The organism is bacterium, from assembly GCA_035307765.1.
Lineage (GTDB): Bacteria > Sysuimicrobiota > Sysuimicrobiia > Sysuimicrobiales > Segetimicrobiaceae > Segetimicrobium.
The window spans coordinates 87,305-107,622 of record DATGHU010000041.1; the positions used below are offsets into that span (position 1 = coordinate 87,305).

A 20,318-nucleotide genomic window follows, 5' to 3' on the forward strand; every position below is an offset into this window, starting at 1 on the left:
GTGCGGTCCGGACTCCAGCGCCGAGAGATTTCCCCTCATGATAAGTAAACCACTTGAGCCGTCTCTCGCTTGAGTCGAGGTCCTGTCAATCTCCAGGTGACGCCCGAGGCGATCGGCGGCATAGTACACACGAGACCGCAGTCGCGCACCGCCAGTCGGGGTGCGGGGTCCGTTCCCGGCCAGCACCGCCGGACCCGATGCAGCGCGACCTGATCGAGCAGCGAGAGGCTCCCGGCGCCCGCCGGGGCGTCAGGCGTAGACGTTCAACGGATGCCGCTTGAGCGTTTCCCCGAACCTTTTGCGCAGTTGATCGAACATCTCGATGTCGTACTGGCTCACGAAGGTGATCGCCGTCCCGGCGCGCCCGGCGCGAGCGGTGCGCCCAACCCGGTGGATGTACGTTTCGACATCTTCCGGGATGTCGAAGTTGATCACGTGGGAGATCGCCGACAGATCCAAGCCGCGGGAGGCGACGTTCGTAGCGATCAACAACCGCGTCCGCTTCTCGGCGAACGCCCGGAGCGCTTGAAGGCGAGCTCCCTCCCGGAGCCCCCCGTGGATCACGCCGATCGATCCATCCTGCCCGAGCGTCCGAGCCAGCCGGTCGACCCGGAACCGGGTCCGGCGGAAGACCAACCCCGAGGATATATCGTCGTTCCGCAGAAGGCGCCGCAGGGCTTTGACCTTATCCTGCTCCGCGACCTCCAGATAAAATTGTTCGATCGAGTCCACGGTCGGAAGCGCCGCCGCAAGCCGCACCCAGGTGGGGGTGCGCATGCGCTGTTCGGCGATCGTGCGAATCTCCGGCGGGATGGTGGCGGAGAACAGTGCCGTCTGGCGGGATGCCGGGGTCTGCGAGAGGATCTTCGATACATCCGGGAGGAAGCCCATGTCCAGCATTCGGTCAGCCTCGTCGAGCACAGCCACGGTGACCGATCCCAGTCGAACCGTCCCTCGCTGGAGGTGATCCAGCAGGCGCCCGGGGGTCGCCACCGCAATGTGGGGGTGCCGGCGGAGCGCGTCTATTTGCCGGACGATGGAGTGCCCGCCGAACAACGCGACCACGCGGAGCTGCCGCTCGCGTGCCAGGACCTGGAGGTCTTCCGCAACTTGAACCGCAAGTTCACGGGTGGGGACGAGGATCAGCGCTTGAAGGGTTCTGGAGCCGGGGTCGAGCCGCTCGATGATCGGGATGCCGTACGCGCCGGTCTTTCCCGATCCGGTTTCCGCCTGTCCGATCATGTCCTTTCCGCTGCCCATGATCGGAATGCTCTGCCGCTGGATCGGGGTTGGCTCGTCCCAGCCCAACCGGTGAATGGCGCGCAGGATCTCCGGGCGGAGCGAGATTCCCCCAAACGTCGCGGGGGCTAGCTTAGGTGTTGCCTCTACAGGGGCTGTAAGAATACCAATCGCCTCCTTCATGCTCCGGCTGTTCGCCGGGTGCGGCAATGGCCGCGGGATTCGGTGCCGGCATCTGCGCGTGTCTCGCCGGAACCTGCTCCCCATGAAGAAGGCCTGCGACACACAAGGAGGGACGCCGTCGCGGCATCCCTCTCAGAACGCATATATGACGACAATAGAAAGTATACCAGTTTCCCTGCGCGACGTCAAATTCGCCGAGCCCGACGCAAGCGCAAGAGGTGTGGGGTTCCCGACGGGGCCGGGAGCGAGCGCAACCTGTCCGACGAGGGTGAGGGCCAGGACAGGATCTCGATGGACCGACCGCCGGCGGCATTGAGCGCGGCTGGTTGGGGGGCATCACCGGATTTTTGCACGCGGAGGGACGTTGGTCGTTCTGCGCTGAGGGGCGCAAGTCTGTTGAGGATATCCGAGCCTCAGTATCTTTTTTGGTCCGATGTGATTCCCGCGGAATGTGCTTCGGTGTAACAACTTCGTGACGATGTGGCTTTGCGGGAATGCGCGCTCCCCCAGAAGAGTTCATAACAGCTGGGACAGAGCAGTACGATTTTGGCTCCACCCAAAAATCGCAAGAAGGAGGGAAGACGATGCGGCATGTGTTAGCAGTGGCAGTGTTGGGCGCAAGCTTGGCGTTGACCGCTTCCGCGGCGCTGGCGGATGAAAACACGGACCACACACCGATCCAGTTCCGGCAGAGCGAGGTGGTCGTGAATCCCATCGACTCCGGGTCGGCCGTGGTTGCGGGCGTCGCCGCCCCCCAGTCGGTCTACGCCGTCTCTCGCGAAGATAATCGCGAGCGTTAGGCAACAGGTTGCGTCAGCCGTCCGGGCACTTCCGCCGGACGGCTGACGCGGTTTTGTCGACCCCCTCCGGTGCATGCGTGCCGCTCTCGACCTCGCGCCGATAGGGTCGCCGCGCGTCTGCGGCGAAACACCGCCGTCGATGAGCCGTGGACGGGACGTCGTGGTGGTGGGGGCCGGCCCGGGCGGGTCGGCGACGGCGCACTATTTGGCGAAGCTGGGGCTGGATGTCCTCTTCGTCGACCGGTCCGGTTTCCCGCGCGACAAGACCTGCGGGGACGGCCTCACGCCTCGGGCGATGGGGGTGTTGCACGATATGGACCTCCTCCCCGACCTGCTTCGGGCGGGGAAACGCATCACCGGGGTGGAGATCGTCTCCCCCGACGGATCCTCAACCGGAGCCACGATCCCGCCGCTCCCGGGCGTGCCGGGTCCAATGCTGGTGGTCCCCCGGGTGATCCTCGACGATGCGATTCGGGAGCGCGCGCGCCGAAGCGGGGCACGGTTTGAGGGGGGCGTGCTCGTCACCGGAGTCGAGCGGACAGCTCACGGGGTGATCGTTCTCGGCGAGCAGGGCACGCGACGGGTCCGCTTCAGCGCCCGCTGCGCGGTGATCGCGACGGGCGCCTCGGCCCCGCTGCTGATGCGGCTGGGGATCCTCAGGCGGCCGCCGCCGATGATGCTGGCCGCCCGCGCCTACTTCGAGGGGGTCACCGGCCTGGCCGACCGCGTCCACATCCGGTTTGATGGTGTGCCTCTCCCCGGGTACGGGTGGGTGTTCCCGGTGTCGCCCACCACGGTCAACCTCGGGGCGGGATTTTTCCCGTCGTCCCGAAGATTTTCGCGCCTTCCGCCCAATCCGCGGGCGGCGTTCGACCGCTTTGTGCGGAGTCGGCTGATGGCCTCCCTGCTCGGCGGCGCCCGCCAGGCGGGCCCAACTCGCGGATATCCCCTCCGGGTCGACTTTCCCCGATCGCCCGTGTTTGGCGACGGCGTCCTGTTGGTGGGCGAGGCGGCGGGGCTCGTCAATCCGCTGACGGGCGAGGGCATCGATTACGCCCTCGAGTCGGCCCAGATCGCGGCGGAGCAGATCGGGAGGATGCTGGGCGCCGGCGGAGTGTCGCCCGGGGGTCTCGAGGAGTACGAGCGGATTCTACGCGCGCGGTTCGAGCGTTTGTTTGTGTTCTGCGGGCGCCTGCGCGACGCTGCGCTGCACCCTCTGCTGCTGAACCGGCTGGTGCGCCTCGCCGCGCGACGCGACGATCTCAAGACGTTGCTGATCGACATCGTGTTGGGCAACCGCCGGACCTCGGAGACGCTGACCGTCAAGGCCGTGCTCAGGAAGGCCTTCGCGCTCGCCAGATCGTGAAGCCGCCCCCGACGCACGCGACGGTGCCGGTGGGACCGTTCGCCGGATCGGTGAAATCCTCTCGCGAGGTCAATCAGCCGAGCATCAAGCGATCGACGACCATGGCGCCGAACAGCAGCGCGAGATACACGATCGAGTAGCCGAACAGCGCGGGCGCGGCGCGGGGCACCCGGCCGAGCGCGACGAGAACCGCCAGAGCGACGAAGACCGCGTTGAGCCCGAGCGCCGCGGTGAGGTAGAGACCGCCCAGCGCGTGCAGGGGATAATACAGGAGCAGGGTCGCCGCCGACAGGACGATCGAGTAGAGGAGAATCTGCCTGCGGGTCACTCCTTCGCCACGCACCACCGGCAGCATCGGAACGCCTGCCGCCCGGTAGTCATCCGTTTTTCCCAGCGCCAGCGCCCAGAAGTGCGGCGGTGTCCAGAGGAACACGATGGCAAACAGGACCACCGCCGGCAGTCCCACGTGCCCGGTGGCGGCCGCCCAGCCGACCAGAGGAGGGACGGCGCCCGCGGCGCCGCCGATGACGATGTTCTGCGGGGTCGTTCGTTTGAGCCAAAGCGTGTAAACGCCGACATAGAAAAGGATCCCCATCGTTGACAGGACGGCGCTCAGCGGATTGACTCCCCAGGCCATCACGACGATGGAGAGGAGTCCGGTGGCGACTCCAAATCCCAGCGCCTGCGGTGGGCGCAGCCGCCCCGCGGGAACGGGGCGCAGGCACGTTCGCTGCATCAGCGCATCGATGTCGCGATCGACGTACATGTTGAAGGCATTGGCGGACCCGGCCGCGAGCGTCCCGCCGAACAGCGTGAGCAGCACGACGCCGAGCCCGACGTGGTGCGGTGCGGCCACCACCATCGACGTCGCCGTAGTGATGAGCAGCAGCATGATGATCCGCGGCTTCATCAGCGCCGCGTAGTCCCGGATTACCCGCAGCGTCCCCGCCGGCGCTGTGGTCTCCCAACCGATCGCGCCGGTCGATTCATCGATAGATCCCCCGGCGATCGTGGGCATCGCTTTGCGCCCGGGTCGGTCGAGGGCGCCGCTTGGTGCCGGGGCCGGGGACGGCTTCCCCAGCGTGCTCAGGACCACGAGCGTGCCGAACAGGAGCGCCGCCGTCCCGAGGTGCGCGCCGCGGACGACCGGGGTGAGCCCCGTGACGATGTTCAGGATGCCCAGGCCAACTTGGATCACCACGAGCGCCGCGGCGAGGTGCGCCGCGGCCGCGATCGCGCGTCCGCCCACCCGCGAGGCCGACGCGGCGGTGGCCAGGACGAGCCCCAGCACGAGCAGGGCCCATGCGCGGTGCAGCATGTGGATGTGGGTTCCCGGGTCGGCGGGCAGGAGGACCGGCCCGCGGCACAGCGGTAGGTCGGGGCACGCGAGCCCGGCGCCGCTCGCGGCGACATACCCGCCGATCAGGATCATCACATACGTCGCCGCCACCGCGGCCTGGACAAGACGGTGGAACGAGCCCGGCGGGGGAGGGGCACCGGCCGTCCCCCGCACGGCTCCCGCCGCCTGGATCACCAGGCCGGCCAGGAAGAGCGTCGCCACGCCGAGGTGCATCACGACGAGCGCGGGGGTGAGGGCCAGCTTGACGGTCAGCGCACCAAGGATGATTTGGACGACGACGATGGCCAGCATCCACAGGGCCGTGGAGGCGGCCCCGGGGACGGCCCGGCGAACCCGATATGCCGCGAGCACCGTCGCCACGACGAGCACGCTGACCAGCGCCGCCACCAACCGGTGCGAATACTCGATGAGTACCGGTCCCTGCAGCGGCGGGATGAGGCGTCCGTGACACGTCGGCCAATCCGGACACGCCAGCCCGGATCCTGAGATCCGAACCAGCCCCCCGAGCAGGATCAGCAAGTACGCAGCGACCGCGGTCGCCACGGCGAGCGTCCGGTAGGCCCGCATCGCGGCGCCGGTCGTTCGGATCATCCCGCCTCCTCGGATAGGCTGGCGTGTTGGGCGACGCACAGATTCGTAGCCCGGCACAGGGCCTGGTACTCCCTGCCCGGGTCCTCTGGCCTATTCGACGCGTCTCGTGCATCCCTCCTGTTCCGGGCGGCGGCAACGCCCCAGAAGGGTGGAGCGCATCTTCCGGCGGAATTCTGGGGAATACTTCTTGTGAGGGGCGGGTTCGACAATTCAGGGGCGGGAGATGAGCGTGGAACGGTTGGGCCGTGTGCTTGCCGCCGCGGCGATCGGGCTCGGGTTGTCATTGATCCCGATTTCCGCGACCGGGACGCCGTCCGCCCAGGAGATTCTCCTCCGGGTGCTGAGGGCGAACGCGGATACCCCAGATCTCGCGTCGGCGGACGTGCTCTTCAAACTGCGGATCAAGAAGCCCCTCAGCGATCCTCCGGACTGCGAGTTCAGCGGAACCATGGAGCTCGTCGGCGGCCGCCAGACGGTCAAGATCGGTCGGCACACCGCGGGGCTGGTGTGCTGGGCCGTTGACAGGTATGTGCTCGGCCGTCTCTTCGAAGCCAGCGAGCCGCTGCAGAACTTTTTCTCGCGATTCACCTTCCAGGTCCTGGGGGAGAAACTGGTCGGCACCGACCATTTCTTCCTGCTGCAAGGGCGGGCGCGAAACCCGAAGAACAACCCGACGGGGTTGAACGGCTGGGTTGACTACGACCGGGGGCTGGTGTCCGAGGGGACCGTGATCTTCACCTGGGGCAGCGTCGATTCCGAACAACGGTACGGGCGCGTCAACGGCGCGTGGGTGCTGACCTACCAATACCTCTACGCTCCTCGGTTCGACGCCAACCTGGAAATCTTCTACAGCAACTTTCGCTTCGCGCAGTAAGCCCAAATTATCGTCTGAATGTCCCGGACTCGCCGCGCAGGACCGCGTCGACTTCGTCGAGCGTGGCCAGGCACACATCGCCGGGATAGGTCTGCTTGAGGGCGGCCATCGCCGCGCCGTACCGCAGCCCCTCGGCGCATCCGGTCGCCAGGTAGCCGTAGAGGAACCCCGCGGCGAACGCATCGCCCCGTCCGATCCGATCGACGATTTCTGTGGGGTAGGCGGGTTGCCGGTACGTGCCCGTGTCGTCCTCGGCCAGGGCGCCGTCGCCCGCGAGCGTGAGCACCAACGCTCGGCACCCGAAGCGCGCCCGCAGCCTGCGCACCGCCGCGTCGGGGCCCCCCCGCTCGCCGAAGACCGTGCCGGCGTCTCGGTGGCTCAGGAGCACGATGTCGAGACCGTGCAGAAGCGGTTCCAGCCGGCGGCACGCGGCCGCAGGGTCCCAGAGCGTCGCCCGGTAGTTGGCGTCGAAGGAGACCCCGATGTGGCGGCTCCTGGCCTCGGCGAGCGCCCGCTCGACGAGGCGGGCGGCGTTCGGGCCGAGCGCCGGGGTGATCCCCGTGAGGTGAACCATCCGCGCTCCGTCGAGCAGCGCCCACGCCACCGCGTCCGGATCGATCGAGGCGAACGCGGAGTCATGGCGGTAGTAGTGGACTTCCCCTGCCCGAGGGGCGGCCCCGGGCTGCACCAGCATCAACCCGACGCGGCCTTCGAGCGCCCACAACACCCCGCTGACGTCGACCCCAAACCCGCGGATGGCGGTCGCGACCCGCCGCCCCAGAGGGTTCGCCGGCAGCTGAGAGATCCACGCGGTGGAGACACCCAGGTGGGCGAGGCCGGCACACACGTTGGCCTCCGCGCCGCCGACGTGGACGGCAAGCGACGCGGCTCCCTCCAGGGTGTCGTTCCCCCTGGGAGTGAGCCGGATCAACGTTTCTCCGATGCCGACGACCGTGGCCATGGCCGCGTCTCCGAAGGGCGGACTCAGAGGGCGGCGAGCGACCGGCGAAGGATCTCGATCCGGGCGCGGAGGGCGCGGGTGTCCACCCGGGCGTTCCCGGGACCCACCAGCGCCGAGCCGATCCCCAAGGCGGCGGCGCCCGCTTTGAACCACTCGCCGACGTTCTCGGGGGTCACCCCTCCGGTGGGCAGGAGGCGCGCCTGGGGGAGAGGGGCCAGAATCGCCCGGATGTGGCGCGGGCCGCCGGTCTCCGCCGGGAAGATCTTGACCAGCTCGGCGCCGGAGTCGAGCGCCTGGACGACCTCGCTGGGGGTGAACGCGCCCGGGACCGCCAGCACGCCGCGCCGCCGCGCCACCGCCCCCATTTCCGGAGAGAGGGACGGGCTCAGCAGGAACTGCGCCCCCGCAGCGACCGCCTGCTCGGCCGTCTCGCCATGGGTGACCGTTCCCGCGCCCACGAGCACCTGGGGAAACTTTGCCCGCAGCCCCCGGATGACCGCGGGCGCATCCGGGACCGTAAAGGTGACCTCGATCACCGGGAGGCCGGAGCCGGCCAGCACCTCCGCGGCCTCCGCGGCCCACTCCGCAGACGCGGTGCGGATGATGGGGACGACCCGCGCGCGAAGGATCGCCTGGAGCACCTCGGCCGTTCCGGTGGCGGTCGTCACGGCGGCCTCACGGGACCGTTCTGGCCTGGCGGCGGTGCCAGTCCTCGGCGAAGAGATTGAAGTGCTGGCGCCGGTACGGGTGGGCCGTCACGACGTCTTCATTAAAGGTCACACCGAGCCCGGGTCCCTGGGGGAGCGGGAAGTAACCATCCTCCACCTTGGGGACCCCCGGCGCCGCCTGCTCGACAAATGGCTCGGCGAAGTCGTTGAAGTATTCCTGGATCTTGAAGTTGGGGGTTGAGGCCGCGATGTGCAGCGCCGCCGCGGTTCCCACGGAGGCGCTGACGTTGTGGGGGGCCACCAACAGCCCGTGCGTCTCCGCCATCGCTGCGATTTTCTTCGTCTCGAGCAGCCCCCCGCAGTGGGTGATGTCGGCCTGACAGATCTGCGCCGCCCCCGACGCGAACAGATCCCGGAACTGCGTCCGGAGATGCAGCCGTTCGCCCGTGGCGACCGGGATCCTGGTGCTGCGTGCCACCTGGACGAGCGCCCCGAGTTGGTCGGGCGGGACCGGCTCCTCGATCCAGCTCGGCGCAACCCGCTCCAGGTCGCGGGCGAGGCCGATCGCCTGGGCGGCGGTGAATCGCCCGTGCATCTCGATAAGGATCTCCACGTCGGGCCCGACCGCATCCCGAACGGCCTCCACCATCTCGACGCTCCGCGCGTGCTCGGCGCGTTCGAGTTCGGCGACGCCGGCGCCGAAGGGGTCAAATTTGAGGGCGCGGTACCCCCTCGCCACCACCTTGCGGGCCGCCTGCGCGAACGCCTCCGGGGTGCGTTCCCCGGTATACCACCCGTTGGCATAGGCCTTGATCCGGGGGCGGCACGCCCCGCCCAGAAGCCGGTAGACGGGTTGGTCGAGGGCTTTGCCGACGATGTCCCAGCAGGCCATTTCCACGATCGCGATGGCCGTCATCTCGGTCGCGCCGGGGAGTTCGAAGTCGTCCCGAGTGATCCGCGCCACCAGGGCCTCGATGTTGAACGGATCGCTCCCCAGGACGTACCGGTGCGCGATCGCCTCGAGGTACGCGGCGACGGGCTCCTCGCGGTTGACCGGCCGCGCCTCCCCGATCCCTTCGAGGCCGTCGTCGGTGCGTATCCGGGCGAATACGAAATTCCGCCACGCCGAGCCCATGGTGTAGACTCTGACCTCCGCGATCCTCACCGGCGGCGACCCGCGCCGATCCCTGCGCGGCCGCGTGACCGTGGGGCGTGCCGGGCGGCGTTGCCCAGGCGGGTTGTCTGTTCGATCATCGCACGGCTCATCCGGCCAGATGCTTGGAGAACCAGTCGAGGGTCATTCCCCACGCGTCCTTCGCCGCGGCCGGCACGTAGCGGAGGTTCGTGTCGTCGAAGAAGTTGGCGCCGGCCTTCGGCTCCAGCTTGACGATGAACGGCAGCCCGGCCTTCTTCATTGCGGTGTCGAACTGCGTGATGCCCTCTTCGTCGCGCCGCTCGTCCTCGCCGTAGATTTCCAGCACCCCCGCGCTCAGCGTCGACACCACGCGGGGCGAGGGGACGGCACCCGAGATGGCGACCGCGGATCGCACGTCCGGGTTTGAGGTCAGGAGCAGCCAGATGAGATTGCCCCCGATCCCCACGCCCATCGCGCCGACCCGGGACTTCGCCACCGACGGCCGCGTCTCCAGGTACCGCACGGCGGAGTTGAGGTCCTGGAGGATCTGTGGCGGCCCCATGGCCTGAAGGGCTGCGGTAATCTTCGCGGGATCGCCGAGCTTCTCCACCCCCCCGCTTCGCGAGGTCATGTCCGGGGCCAGTGCCACGTACCCGGCTTTGGCGAGTCGGCGGGTGATGTCCTTGAAGTGCTCGGTCAGCCCCTGGCTGTCGTGGATCACCAGAAGGCCCGGATAGACGTCCTCGGCCCGAGGGCCGGATAGGTACCCCAGCAGCGTGCCGGTGACGCCCGGATACTGCACCATGCCGGCGGTGATGGCGGGGTCATCCGGTTTGACCGTGACGCCCGAGGCGGCCTCCTTGTCGGGGGGGTCGCCCGGTCTCGGCGGGGTCGCCGGTTGAGCGGTCGCCGCCTGCGCCGGCCCGGGCAACATCCCGATGCCCCCTCCGAGCGCCTGCCCTCCGTAGAGGAAGGCGGCGGTGAGGCCGATTCGCTCCCCCCCGCGCAGGAGCATCCGAAGGAGCTGCCTGCGTCCAAGCCGATGCCGTGGATCGCCCACTGGTCTCATGTCACGACTCCCCCGCCTCGCGTTATCTATGATCCAACGTTTCTCCTGCCGCCTGAGGTTCCTGCTCGATGAGCGGATCGGGGGGATCCCAGGCCCGGGGGTCGGACGGCAGCACAAGCGCGATGGCCAGCGCCGCGGTCGGGATCAGCGCGGTCAGGTCCATCGCCGTCCTCAGGCCCCAGCGGTCGGCGACGGCCCCCAGGACCGCAACCCCCACCCCGCCCATTCCGACGGCGAACCCGATGATCAGCCCGGAGATCATGCCGATTCGGTCGGGGACCAGTTCCTGCGCCATGACCATCACCACCGCGAACGTGCTCACCACCGCCATGCCGGAAATCGTCGCGGCAAGCAGCGTTAGTATTCCGCTCGTGCGCGTCAGCATCAGCAGCAGGGGGGGGAGGATCGTCATCGAGAAGATGAGCGCGGCCCGACGGCCCCACCGGTCCGCGGCGATGCCGCCGATCAGCGTTCCGATCGCCCCCGCGCCGAGGAACAGGCTCACGAGCGCGCCGCCGTACCGCGGGTCCAGGTGGCGAATGTCCGTAAAGTAGAGGGGAATGAAGCTGGCCGTTCCCACGGAAACCCAGGATCGGAGGATGACGAACACGATGAGCAGGATGAGCACCCCCGTCGCGCCGCGGCGCATACGCGGGTTCGCCGCCGTCCCATGGGCAGGGGGTCCCGCCGGGGTTGCCCACTCCGCTTCCAGGTTCTGACGCTGGCGCGGGCTGATGACCTGCCACAGCAGGATCGCCGCGGGGATACTGAAGATGAGGAGATAGCCTATCCCGTGGACCCCCGCGCTTCCGAGCGCGAGGCTCGCCGCAGCCGGTCCGAAGCCATAGCCGATGTTCCCCCCCACGGAGAAATAGGACATGCCCGTGGCGCGCCGCTGACCCGCGGCCAGCCCGGCGTATCGGTACCCCTCCGGGTGGAACGCGGCGACCCCCAGGCCCGAGATTAAGATCAGGAAGATCGTGAGGGCATAGTGGGGCGATAGGACGGCGAGGGTCATCCCCACGCCCGCCAGGAGCGCGCCGACCGGCATCAGCCACCGCATCCCGATCCGGTCGCTCAGCACGCCGAACGCCGGCTGGATCACCGAGGAGCTGATGTTGGCCATCAGCACGATGAAGCCCACCCCCGCGTAGGAGAGGTGGAACAAGGCCTTGAAGACCGGGAGGAGTGCCGGGATCGCGCCCTGCGACAGATCGGTAGCGAAGTGCCCGTAGCTGAGGGCGGCGAGGATGCGGCGGTTCACGGGAACCGATTCGACGGTGCACGGGACGGGACCTTGACTGCGCGCATCGCCGGTGCACGCGCCGGCGGGTGGGATCGGAGGAGGCGGAGGATGGCCGCGGAGCTCTCTGGGCAGGTGATCATCGTGACGGGCGCGGGCCGTGGGATCGGGCGGGCGGTGGCCGCCGATCTGGCGGAGGCCGGCGCGCGGGTGGTGCTGGTGGCGCGAACGAACGACGACCTGGTGCGCGCGGTAGAAGCGATCGGAGAGCCGCGGGCCACGGCGGTCCCGGGCGACGTCACCGATGAAGCCACCGCCGCCGCGGCGGTGGCTCGGGCGCGGGAGTGGGGAGGTCGCCTCGATGCCGTCGTGAACAATGCCGGGGTAGGGTGGCGCGGAGCCACCCACGAAATGCCGGCGGCGGAATGGCGCCGGCTGCTCGATGTCAACCTGACGGGGGTGTTCCTCTTCACCCGCGCCGCGCTCCCGCCAATGCTGGCGCAGCGGCGCGGGCACATCGTGAACATCGCCTCGGGCGCCGGACGCGCCGGCTCGCCGGGGAACGCGGCCTATTGCGCATCGAAGTATGGGGTCGTCGGGTTCACCGAAGCGGTGGGGCTGGAGGTCCGAGGCACCGGGGTGAAGGTGAGCGTGGTCGAGCCGGGCGCGGTGCGCACCGACTTCTCCGAAAGCGCCGCGCGCCGGAGTTGGGCGCTGGATCCGGATGACGTCGCCCGGGTCGTCCGGGTGGTCCTCGCCACCGGGCCGAACGTCTGGATCCGAGAGGCGTTCGTCACGCCGTTGGCGGTTCCCAAAGCATGAAGCCTCGGCTGCGTACGCCCCGGCGGGGGCACTAATCCCTGTGGGGGCGTGCTGCGGCGTCGGGCCCCAAGACACACCATCCGCGGGGTGCGGAGCATGATGCGCAGGTGTTCACGGATCGGCTTCGGGCGAGCGGCGGCGGGCGCGCTGGCCGCGGTGCTCGCCCTCCCGCTCGCCTCGCCGGGGGCGGTTCCGACGCCGGCGGCGGTCGAGGAAGTCCTGTCGCAGGTGTCGGGCCCGCGGGCGTACGGGCACGTCCTGGAGCTGTCCCAGAAGATCGGCCCCCACGTGGCCGGGAGCCGCCAGGACCGGCCGGCCGGGGCGTACATCGCCGGTCAGCTGGAAAAGGATGGGTACGGGGTGGAGTGGCAGCCGTTTCAGTTTCCGTTCTTCGGGGTGCGCGCGATCGCATTGAGTGTGCCGTCGGCCCCCGCCGTGGTGCTCCATCCAAACGTCATGGTGTATTCGCCCTCGACGGTCGATGGGGGGATCACCGCGCAGGTGGTCGACATCGGGCTGGGGGGACTCGACGACGTTCGCGCGAAGCCACCCGTGGGGAAGATCGCGCTGATCCTGCGCGGCGGGATGACGTTTGCCGAGAAGGTCAAGAACGCGGGCGATGCCGGAGCGCTGGCCGCCATCATTTATAATGCTCAGGCGGGCGACCTGCGCGGTGTCGTCGGCCGGGGCGCGAAGATCCCCGCGGTCAGCTTGTCCGGTGTCGACGGTGAACGCCTGCTCACCCTCGTTCGCGCGGGCCCCCTGACCGTGCACCTTAACGTGCAGACCGTCGACGAGCAGCGCACCACGTGGAACATCATCGCCACCAAGCCCGGCACCCGGGACGCGCACCGCGTCGTGGTGGTGGGGGCGCACCGCGACACGGTGGAGGGGGCCCCGGGGGCCAACGACAACACCTCCGGCGTCGCCACCGCCCTCGAGGTGGCGGAGGTGCTCCGCGGCGTGCCGCTGGCGCTGACCGTCCGGTTCGTGTTCTTCGGCGAAGAGGAGTACGGGCTCTATGGCTCCGAGTACTACGTCCACCACATGGGCGCCGATCCCGTGGTCGGCATGGTGGATCTCGACATGGAAGGGGTGGGCGAGAAACTGCAACTGGCCAGGGACAAGGGCAGCGACGAGCTCGTCCACACCGCGGCCGCGGTCGCCGAGCGCCTCGGTATCAAGGTGACCGTCCAGCCCTCCGGCGGCAGCGACCACCAGAGCTTCGAGGCGGTGGGCGTCCCCACCGTCTTCATCTTGCGGCCCGATGATCCGTACTACGACACCCCGAAGGATACGGTGGATCGGGTGGACCCGAATCTGCTGGCGGTGTCCGCCCGGCTGGCGACGGCGGTGGTGCTGGACGTCGCCGGCGCCGGGCGGTAAGGAACGCAGATCACCGGCCGCACGATCACCGCGGGGACACCAGCGTTTTCGGACGCGATCTAGGACGCCTTGACGTTGGCCCCCACTTTCGTGGTGTCGGTGACAAAGGTGCCGGCCGGAACCTCGACGTCGTTCCCTCTCACCAGCGCCCCGGCCAGCAGTCCCACCGGGCCGAGGACGATCGCGCCGGCGACGGTGGCACCGGCCGCCCCCGCACGGCTCTTGTTAATCATGTCCTTCGAGACCACCACGTCGGTGAGCTTGATCGGTTTGCCGTCCACCCCGGTCGCGGAGATGAATCCGACGACCACCTTCGCGCTCTTGCCGAAGACGCCCGGTTTGCCGACCTGGGTGACGGTTCCCGACGCCGGCGCGCCCGCCCGGAGGATCACGTGCCGGTTCACGATCACGTTGCCCGTCACCTTGAAGTGCACCCGGTTGCCCGCGGTCGTCTTCCGGGAATCGACCCCGGTGACGAACTGCAGTCCGATCGGAGTCCCCGCCGGAACCCACACCATCGTCGCGGCCGCCGCCGGCGCACCGCTGAGGCTGACTGTCAGCGCCATCGCCGCGGCGATGGCCAGCGAGCTTCCGGCGTGCGTTCGTTGAGTCTGCATCGCGTCATCTCCCGTCGTGGGACCGTCATCGTGGGTCCCACGTGACCTCGACGGACCCGGTTGGGGAAAAGTTCCCTTCGGATGATGCCCCACGGACGCCGAGTCTAACCGTCGCCGAACATCGCACCCTCATCGTTCCGGCGGTACGTGTGCACCTCGTCAGCCGTGAACCACAGCGGCACCTCGTGGGCCGCCTCGTCCACGGTCCCCGAGGCGTGGATCAGGTTGCGGACCGGTCGGCGGCCGGCATTGGCGACCGTCGGCGCGTCGATCGAGAAGTCGCCGCGGATCGTGCCCGGTTCGGCGAAGACCGGTAGGGTCTTCCCGACGATCTTTCGGGTGACGCTGACCGCGTGCACGCCTTCCAGGACCGCGGCGATCACCGGCGTGGTCTGCATGAAGTCGATCAGCCACTGGCGGACCTGGCGCCCGATTTCCCCGGCGTCATCCGTCCCCATCATTACCCGGACGTCGAGTCCATAGCTCTCGAACGCCTCGAGCGTCTTGCCGCCGATCACGCGGATCCACGCGTCGTCATCGGGATAGTGCCGCTCCAGCACCTCCCGAGTCGCCCGCACCATCTTCAGCCCCACGATCTTCAGCCCGACCCGCTCCAGCCGGGCCAGGATGGTCCCGGATAATGCGCGCTGGACCCCGTCGGGTTTGATCAGGATCAACGTGCGCTCATGACGGACGTCTGCCACTCCCATCCCCCCACTGTCCTTCGCTCTAGTATCCGATCGCGCACCCGTCGGGTCTGGGATCGGATCCACCCGCGTAAACGTGGTCGTCCGGATTCACGAGGATCACCTGGACCCCTCCGCTCGAGGGCCTGGGGACGACCACGCGGTGGCCCAGTGTGCCCAGCTGCTCGTAGGTCGCGGGTGGGAATCCGCCTTCCATCCGCAACTCGAACGGCGACCGGATGGTGGCCGGATCCGTGGCCGGGAAGCTGAACCAGCGCGGTTGCTCCACAGCCTCCTGGACATTCATCTGGTGATGCACGATGTTGCTGAAGACCTGAAAGTCCCACGGGGCCTGCGCGTCTCCCCCCCGGGTCGCCCAGGCGAGATGCGGGCGTCCCTGCCGGGTCGCCAGGAACGCCATGAGCGTGTGCATCGTCCGCTTGCCCGGCGCGATGCGGTTGGGGTGACCGGGTTCGAGGCTGAACCCTCGCCCGCCGCGGTTGTTCAAGAGGATGCCCGTGCCCTCCACGACCTCCCCGCACCCGAAGGCGGCGGACAGACTCGTGATGTAGCTCACGACGTTCCCATCCCGGTCCGCGACCACGAACGCCGTCGTCTCGCCGACCCGTTCTTGGAGCACGCCCGCGGCGACCACCGCCTGGGCCCGCCGAGGGTCGATCGCCCGTCGGCGCTCGCGGGCGTACGCCTTACTCAGCAGGCGGTCGAGCGGGTTGGACACGAACCGAGGATCCCCCACGTACGCGAGGCGGTCGGCAAAGGCCAGCTTCTTCGCCTCGACCGCGAGGTGGACCGCCTCGGCCGACCCCCACGGCAGCTCGCCCAGGCTATCTTCTTCGAGGAGGTTCAGCATCTCGAGGAGCACGAAACCCTGGGAGGGTGGAGGGGTGCTGTGGATCACCAGGTCTCGATGGACGGTCGTCACCGGTGCGCACACCTCGCTGTGGTGTGCGGCCAGGTCCGCGGCTCCGAGCAGCCCGCCGTGCGCACGCGCGTAGGTTGCGACGGCCTCGGCCAGCGGTCCCTCGTAGAACGTCCGCGCCCCCTGCTCGGCGATCGCGCGGAGCGACCCGGCCAGGTCGAGCTGAACGAAGACCTCTCCGGCACGGGGCGGACGGCCGTGGGGAAGGTAGATCTGCGCGGAGGAGGGATAGCGGGAGAGGACGGGGGCAACCTCCCCGAACCACGCCGCCACTTTTTCGCTGATCGGGAAGCCGGACGCGGCGTAGTGGATCGCCGGCTCCAGCAGCCGTGCCAGCGTAAAGCGGCCGCTCCCCCACTGCGCGAGCGCGGTGGCCATCGCGTCGATCGCCCCCGGAACCGAGGGGGCCAGCATCCCGCGAAGCGGCATCGTGTCGTATCCGCGCCCCGCGAAGAATTCCGGCGTCGCCCCTTGGGGTGCCGCGCCGCTGCCGTTCAGGGCGACCACCCGGCTCAGAGCCGCCTCGTAGTACAGGAGGAAGGTGTCGCCCCCGATGCCGGTCATCATCGGCATGACCACGCCGAGGACGGCCGCGGCGCACACGGCGGCGTCGATCGCGTTGCCGCCTTCCTCGAGCACGCGCAGCCCGGCGGCCGACGCGAGGGGGTGGTCGGTGCCCACCAAGCCGCGCTGGGCCAGGACGACGCTCCGTCCCTGCGTGCGGTGCGTCATGAAGAGACCTCCAGCATTGGGATCCGCGCGCCCACTCCGTTTATTATACTGATCCGCGGCGGAATGGGAAGAAACGGGAACGTCCGGCGGCGAGTCGTCCACACGACGGGAGCAGGGATGGATTCCGGCAATCGCCAATCCTCACGCCGTGCGATCGCTTGCCCGTCTCTCCATCCTGTGCGTCTCCGCTCTGCTGCCCGCGTTCGGCCACGTCTCCTGGCAGCCGCGGTCGGCGGAGGCGGCGTCCGGCGTCCCCTCCGCCGTGGTCGTCGCCGAGGGGGTGACCGAGGACGCCACCTCGTCCAACAACGAGGTGAAGATGGTGCGCGACCCCGCGGTCGGGCTGGTGGTCGCCTACGCCGAGAACGCGGGGGGCACCGCCCAGGTCGTGCTGGCGGTTTCGCACGACGGGGGGAGGCGCTGGTCGCTCCTGGCGCGGGCGAGCGGAGGGGCGGTGCCGTCGCGGCTCCCCGCGCTGGGGCTCGACCGGGCCGGGCGGCTGCACGTGATCTGGACCCGCTACGACGACGGAGTCGGCAAGATCTACTACCGCGTCTGGCAGGGCGGGTGGGTCGCGCCGCAGGCGCGGATTTCCCCCGCCCCCGGGTACGCGGGGTTCCCTTCGCTCGCGCTCGACGGCCAGGGCCGGCCCCAGGTCGTCTGGTACGGGATCCGCGGAAGCTCGACGCCCGCCTCGACCCGGCACGGATCGATTTACGAAATCTTCTACACGGGGTTTGACGGCCGGGCGTGGTCGCCGCCGCGGTTGATCTCCGCCGGCCTCCCCGATTCGGTGAACCCGGCGCTCGCCGCCGATCGGACCGGCCGGCTTCGCGCCGCCTGGTACCAGTCCGACGGCCGAGTCTACCAGGTCCGCTACGCGGAGCGCACGGCCGTTTGGGGCGAGCCGGAGACCGTACTGGCCACCCGCTCGGACGCCTTCAACCCTGACATCGCCGTTGACGCGAAAGGGCAGGCCGTGCTCGCCTGGGAGCAGCACGACGGCCTCGCGTCGACGATCCGCTTCACGCGGCGCGTCGGGGGTCGGTGGGAGGCTCCCGCGGCCCTCTCGGACAGTCGGCTCCCGGCGCACCACCCCTCGGTCAGCGTCGCCCCGTCGGGAGCGATCTGGGTCGCCTGGGATCGCGACGACGGGCAGATTCTCGTGCGGCGCTTCGACGCGCGGTGGGAGCCGGCGGCGCGGGCGGCGGTGGACGGGGGCAACAGTTTTCCGAGCGTGCTGGCCTCGGACCAGGGCGTCGATGTCGTGTGGACCCACACCGCCCAGGGGCGGTCGCAGGTCCGCTACGCGCGGCTCGGCGCCAGGTGAAACGCGCCGAACCGCCCAGCGTGCCGGCGGCTCGGCGCCGGGCGTTTCAGCGCCGGCTCCTGGGCTGGTACCGCCGGCACCACCGCGATCTGCCCTGGCGGCGCACCCGCGATCCCTACCACATCCTCGTCTCCGAAATCATGCTTCAGCAGACTCAAGTGGATCGTGTCGTCCCCAAATACCGGGAGTGGCTGATGCGGTACCCGTCGCTGGAGTCGCTTGCCGAGGCCGGCAACCGGGAGGTGCGGGAGGCGTGGTATCCGCTCGGCTATAATATCCGGCCGGTCCGGCTACGCGACATCGCGCGCGCGGCCCTCCGGCGCCACCATGGCAAAATCCCTCGCACCCGCGAGGAGCTGCTTGCGTTGAAGGGAATCGGCCCCTATACCGCCGGCGCGGTGCTCAGCTTCGCGTACCGCCAGGACGCGCCCATCCTGGACACAAACGTGCGGCGCGTGCTGCGGCGGGTGTTCCTGGGGGATCGGGCGGCGGCGCCGGACCGGTTGCTCTGGGGGTTGTCGGAAGCCCTCCTGCCGCACGGGCAGGTGTACCATTTCAATCAAGCCCTGATGGATTTCGGGGCGACCGTCTGCCGCGCCCGCCGGCCCCGCTGCCCGGCCTGCCCGCTCTCCCGGCTCTGCGCCTCGTTCCCCCTCACCGGGGATGAGCCCGCCGGTGCGGGCTGAGGCTCACAGTCCCATGACGTGGAAGCCGTTGTCAACGAAGAGCACCGCGCCCGTGACGCCTCGGGCGAGCGGGCTCACCAGGAACGCCGCGGCATCCGCGACCTCCGCGGGGTCGGTGTTCCGGCGGAGCGGGGAGCGCTCTTCCATGATGCCGAGGATCCGGCTGAACCCCTGGATCGCCCGCGCCGAGGTGGTCTTGATCGGGCCCGCGGAGATGGCGTTGACTCGAATTCCGCGCGGGCCGAGGTCGCTGGCCAGATACCGGACGGACGCCTCGAGCGCGGCCTTGGCCACCCCCATCACGTTGTAGTTGGGCATCACCCGGTCCGACCCCAGGTAGGTCAGAGTCACGATGCCCGCCCCGGGCCGCAGCACGGGGAGGAGGTGGCGGGCCGTCGCGGCGAGGGAAAACGCGCTGACCTCCAGGGCCAGGGCGAATCCCGCTCGCGAGGTATCGACGTAGGCCCCCGCCAGGTCCTCCCGGTTGGCGAATGCGATGCTGTGGACGAGGGCGTCCAGACTCCCGACCTGAGCCTGAATCGACCCCGCCAGCTTCGCGAGGTCCTCGTCCCGGGTGACGTCGCAGGGAAGGATCACCGGGTCGGCGAGGGCGCTGGAGAGCTCGCGCACGTCCTTTTCCTGCCGTTCGCCCTGGAAGGTGAAGACGAGGCGGGCGCCCTCGCGTGCAAACGCCTGGGCGATGGCCCAGGCGATGCTCCATCGGTTGGCCACCCCCATGACCAGCGCGGTCTTGCCGGCGAGCAGTCCACTCATCGCGTGCGCCTCCCTGGCGTCTTGGACCGGACTCCCCGTCCCCCGGCGGCCCGGCCGGTACCTTTCCCGCCGGACGCCATCCACGGGGGGAATCCCCCGTACTTCGCGGACGGACACAGGTCGCGGAGCGGGCACGAGGCGCACAGGGGCCGGCGCGCGTCGCAAATCTCGCGACCGAAGTAGATGAGCCTGAGCGAGAACTGGCTCCACGCCCCCCGGGGAATCACGGCCATGAGATCCTGCTCTATCTTGTCCGGATCGTTGTGCGCGGTGAGGGCCAGCCGGCGCGAGAGGCGCCGGACGTGCGTGTCGACGACGATGCCGGGGACCCCGAAGACGCTGAGCACGACGTTTGCCGTCTTCCGTCCCACGCCGTCCAAGCGGACCAGGGCCTCCATCGTCCGCGGGACCTCTCCGTTGTGGCGCTCGAGGAGCAGTCGGGCGGTGCTCTGGATGGCTCGCGCTTTCGCGCGGAAGAACCCGGTGCTGTGGATCGCCCGTTCAAGCGCCTCCCGCTGGGCGCCGGCGAAGTCGGCGGGGGTGCGGTAGCGCTGGAAAAGCGCCTCCGTCACCGCATTGACCACCGCGTCGGTGCACTGCGCGGAGAGGATGGTGGCGACCAACAGCTCGAACGGGGAGGAGTGCCGGAGCGGGATGGCGGCGCGCGGGTATCGGAGGGCGAGCCGTCGCACGATCGCCCCGGCGCGGCGCGTGCGCGCGGCCGGGGTCTCGCGGGGCAGGCCGGCGCCGGTCCGCCCGGCAGTCGTTCCCAGTCGTGCGCCCGCGCCCCCCACGTGCTTCACTCTATCGTGGGCGTCTGTGAGTGTCAATTTGGGATGCGCGGCGAAGCGTAAGG

Annotated in this window: 19 protein-coding genes; 7 read left to right on the forward strand and 12 right to left on the reverse strand. The window is 69.4% G+C overall.

All coding sequences use genetic code 11. The features are described from left to right. Window positions 1–249: 249 nt before the first annotated feature. Window positions 250–1,506 (reverse strand): DEAD/DEAH box helicase, encoded by a 1,257-nt coding sequence (locus VKV57_14150; GenBank protein ID HLW61044.1) that lies wholly within the window; start codon window positions 1,504–1,506, stop codon window positions 250–252. A gap of 500 nt (window positions 1,507–2,006) precedes the next feature. Between VKV57_14150 and VKV57_14155 the strand changes: the two genes are divergently transcribed. Both VKV57_14155 and VKV57_14160 read left to right on the forward strand, forming a co-directional pair. Next, the gene (locus VKV57_14155; GenBank protein HLW61045.1) at window positions 2,007–2,222 is read left to right on the forward strand and encodes a hypothetical protein; all 216 of its coding nucleotides are present in this window, start codon (window positions 2,007–2,009) and stop codon (window positions 2,220–2,222) included. A 139-nt stretch (window positions 2,223–2,361) separates the two neighbouring features. Continuing rightward, window positions 2,362–3,588 carry an NAD(P)/FAD-dependent oxidoreductase gene (locus VKV57_14160; protein ID HLW61046.1) on the forward strand — a complete coding sequence of 409 codons (1,227 nt, stop codon included), beginning with the start codon at window positions 2,362–2,364 and terminating at the stop codon, window positions 3,586–3,588. Window positions 3,589–3,661: 73 nt separating this feature from the next. On the opposite strand, the gene VKV57_14165 is transcribed toward VKV57_14160, so the two are convergent. Next, complete coding sequence (locus VKV57_14165) at window positions 3,662–5,539, reverse strand: heme o synthase (protein HLW61047.1); 1,878 nt, start codon at window positions 5,537–5,539, stop codon at window positions 3,662–3,664. 223 nt (window positions 5,540–5,762) lie between these two features. Here VKV57_14165 and VKV57_14170 point away from each other — a divergent pair, with 223 nt between their 5' ends. Beyond that, on the forward strand, window positions 5,763–6,413 hold the full coding sequence (locus VKV57_14170; protein HLW61048.1) for a hypothetical protein: 651 nt from the start codon (window positions 5,763–5,765) through the stop codon (window positions 6,411–6,413). A 7-nt stretch (window positions 6,414–6,420) separates the two neighbouring features. Here VKV57_14170 and VKV57_14175 read toward each other — a convergent pair whose 3' ends face one another. The 5 genes from VKV57_14175 to VKV57_14195 form a co-directional block, all read right to left on the reverse strand. Then, a complete protein-coding gene (locus tag VKV57_14175) occupies window positions 6,421–7,374 on the reverse strand; it encodes a sugar kinase (protein ID HLW61049.1) in 954 nt (317 codons plus the stop codon). Between the two features lie 23 nt (window positions 7,375–7,397). Next, on the reverse strand, window positions 7,398–8,042 hold the full coding sequence (locus tag VKV57_14180; protein HLW61050.1) for a bifunctional 4-hydroxy-2-oxoglutarate aldolase/2-dehydro-3-deoxy-phosphogluconate aldolase: 645 nt from the start codon (window positions 8,040–8,042) through the stop codon (window positions 7,398–7,400). A gap of 7 nt (window positions 8,043–8,049) precedes the next feature. Then, entirely contained in the window at window positions 8,050–9,207 is a 1,158-nt protein-coding gene (locus VKV57_14185) for a mandelate racemase/muconate lactonizing enzyme family protein (protein ID HLW61051.1), read from the reverse strand. Window positions 9,208–9,304: 97 nt separating this feature from the next. Then, window positions 9,305–10,246 carry a dienelactone hydrolase family protein gene (locus VKV57_14190; protein ID HLW61052.1) on the reverse strand — a complete coding sequence of 314 codons (942 nt, stop codon included), beginning with the start codon at window positions 10,244–10,246 and terminating at the stop codon, window positions 9,305–9,307. Between the two features lie 22 nt (window positions 10,247–10,268). Next, entirely contained in the window at window positions 10,269–11,510 is a 1,242-nt protein-coding gene (locus VKV57_14195; protein HLW61053.1) for an MFS transporter, read from the reverse strand. A 90-nt stretch (window positions 11,511–11,600) separates the two neighbouring features. Here VKV57_14195 and VKV57_14200 point away from each other — a divergent pair, with 90 nt between their 5' ends. Beyond that, window positions 11,601–12,311, forward strand: coding sequence for an SDR family oxidoreductase (locus tag VKV57_14200; GenBank protein ID HLW61054.1), 711 nt, complete (start codon window positions 11,601–11,603; stop codon window positions 12,309–12,311). Window positions 12,312–12,407: 96 nt separating this feature from the next. Continuing rightward, window positions 12,408–13,697, forward strand: a complete 1,290-nt coding sequence (locus VKV57_14205) for a M28 family metallopeptidase (GenBank protein HLW61055.1) — start codon at window positions 12,408–12,410, stop codon at window positions 13,695–13,697. A 59-nt stretch (window positions 13,698–13,756) separates the two neighbouring features. Here VKV57_14205 and VKV57_14210 read toward each other — a convergent pair whose 3' ends face one another. The 3 genes from VKV57_14210 to ggt form a co-directional block, all read right to left on the reverse strand. Then, window positions 13,757–14,314 (reverse strand): hypothetical protein, encoded by a 558-nt coding sequence (locus VKV57_14210; GenBank protein ID HLW61056.1) that lies wholly within the window; start codon window positions 14,312–14,314, stop codon window positions 13,757–13,759. A 104-nt stretch (window positions 14,315–14,418) separates the two neighbouring features. Continuing rightward, window positions 14,419–15,024: a nucleoside-diphosphate kinase gene (locus VKV57_14215; GenBank protein ID HLW61057.1), complete on the reverse strand. Its 606-nt coding sequence runs from the start codon at window positions 15,022–15,024 to the stop codon at window positions 14,419–14,421. Window positions 15,025–15,043: 19 nt separating this feature from the next. Beyond that, window positions 15,044–16,672, reverse strand: a complete 1,629-nt coding sequence (gene ggt / locus VKV57_14220; GenBank protein ID HLW61058.1) for a gamma-glutamyltransferase — start codon at window positions 16,670–16,672, stop codon at window positions 15,044–15,046. Between the two features lie 148 nt (window positions 16,673–16,820). On the opposite strand from ggt, the gene VKV57_14225 reads away from it, so the two are divergent. Both VKV57_14225 and VKV57_14230 read left to right on the forward strand, forming a co-directional pair. Next, window positions 16,821–18,002, forward strand: coding sequence for a sialidase family protein (locus tag VKV57_14225; protein HLW61059.1), 1,182 nt, complete (start codon window positions 16,821–16,823; stop codon window positions 18,000–18,002). Next, a complete protein-coding gene (locus tag VKV57_14230; GenBank protein ID HLW61060.1) occupies window positions 17,999–18,688 on the forward strand; it encodes an A/G-specific adenine glycosylase in 690 nt (229 codons plus the stop codon). The genes VKV57_14225 and VKV57_14230 overlap by 4 nt, the downstream gene beginning before the upstream one ends. A 3-nt stretch (window positions 18,689–18,691) precedes the next feature. Here VKV57_14230 and VKV57_14235 read toward each other — a convergent pair whose 3' ends face one another. Continuing rightward, window positions 18,692–19,462, reverse strand: coding sequence for an enoyl-ACP reductase (locus VKV57_14235; protein HLW61061.1), 771 nt, complete (start codon window positions 19,460–19,462; stop codon window positions 18,692–18,694). Next, window positions 19,459–20,256: an endonuclease III gene (gene nth / locus VKV57_14240; GenBank protein HLW61062.1), complete on the reverse strand. Its 798-nt coding sequence runs from the start codon at window positions 20,254–20,256 to the stop codon at window positions 19,459–19,461. Before nth ends, VKV57_14235 begins: the two co-directional genes overlap by 4 nt. Between the last annotated feature and the right edge of the window lie 62 nt (window positions 20,257–20,318).

Bases quoted from the DNA above. Each gene is read 5' to 3' on its own strand.
- VKV57_14150 (HLW61044.1), bottom strand. From the start codon at position 1,506: ATGGGGAGCAGGTTCCGGCGAGACACGCGCAGATGCCGGCACCGAATC.
- VKV57_14155 (HLW61045.1), top strand. From the start codon at position 2,007: ATGCGGCATGTGTTAGCAGTGGCAGTGTTGGGCGCAAGCTTGGCGTTG.
- VKV57_14160 (HLW61046.1), top strand. From the start codon at position 2,362: ATGAGCCGTGGACGGGACGTCGTGGTGGTGGGGGCCGGCCCGGGCGGG.
- VKV57_14165 (HLW61047.1), bottom strand. From the start codon at position 5,539: ATGATCCGAACGACCGGCGCCGCGATGCGGGCCTACCGGACGCTCGCC.
- VKV57_14170 (HLW61048.1), top strand. From the start codon at position 5,763: ATGAGCGTGGAACGGTTGGGCCGTGTGCTTGCCGCCGCGGCGATCGGG.
- VKV57_14175 (HLW61049.1), bottom strand. From the start codon at position 7,374: ATGGCCACGGTCGTCGGCATCGGAGAAACGTTGATCCGGCTCACTCCC.
- VKV57_14190 (HLW61052.1), bottom strand. From the start codon at position 10,246: ATGAGACCAGTGGGCGATCCACGGCATCGGCTTGGACGCAGGCAGCTC.
- VKV57_14200 (HLW61054.1), top strand. From the start codon at position 11,601: ATGGCCGCGGAGCTCTCTGGGCAGGTGATCATCGTGACGGGCGCGGGC.
- VKV57_14205 (HLW61055.1), top strand. From the start codon at position 12,408: ATGATGCGCAGGTGTTCACGGATCGGCTTCGGGCGAGCGGCGGCGGGC.
- VKV57_14210 (HLW61056.1), bottom strand. From the start codon at position 14,314: ATGCAGACTCAACGAACGCACGCCGGAAGCTCGCTGGCCATCGCCGCG.
- VKV57_14215 (HLW61057.1), bottom strand. From the start codon at position 15,024: ATGGGAGTGGCAGACGTCCGTCATGAGCGCACGTTGATCCTGATCAAA.
- ggt (HLW61058.1), bottom strand. From the start codon at position 16,672: ATGACGCACCGCACGCAGGGACGGAGCGTCGTCCTGGCCCAGCGCGGC.
- VKV57_14235 (HLW61061.1), bottom strand. From the start codon at position 19,462: ATGAGTGGACTGCTCGCCGGCAAGACCGCGCTGGTCATGGGGGTGGCC.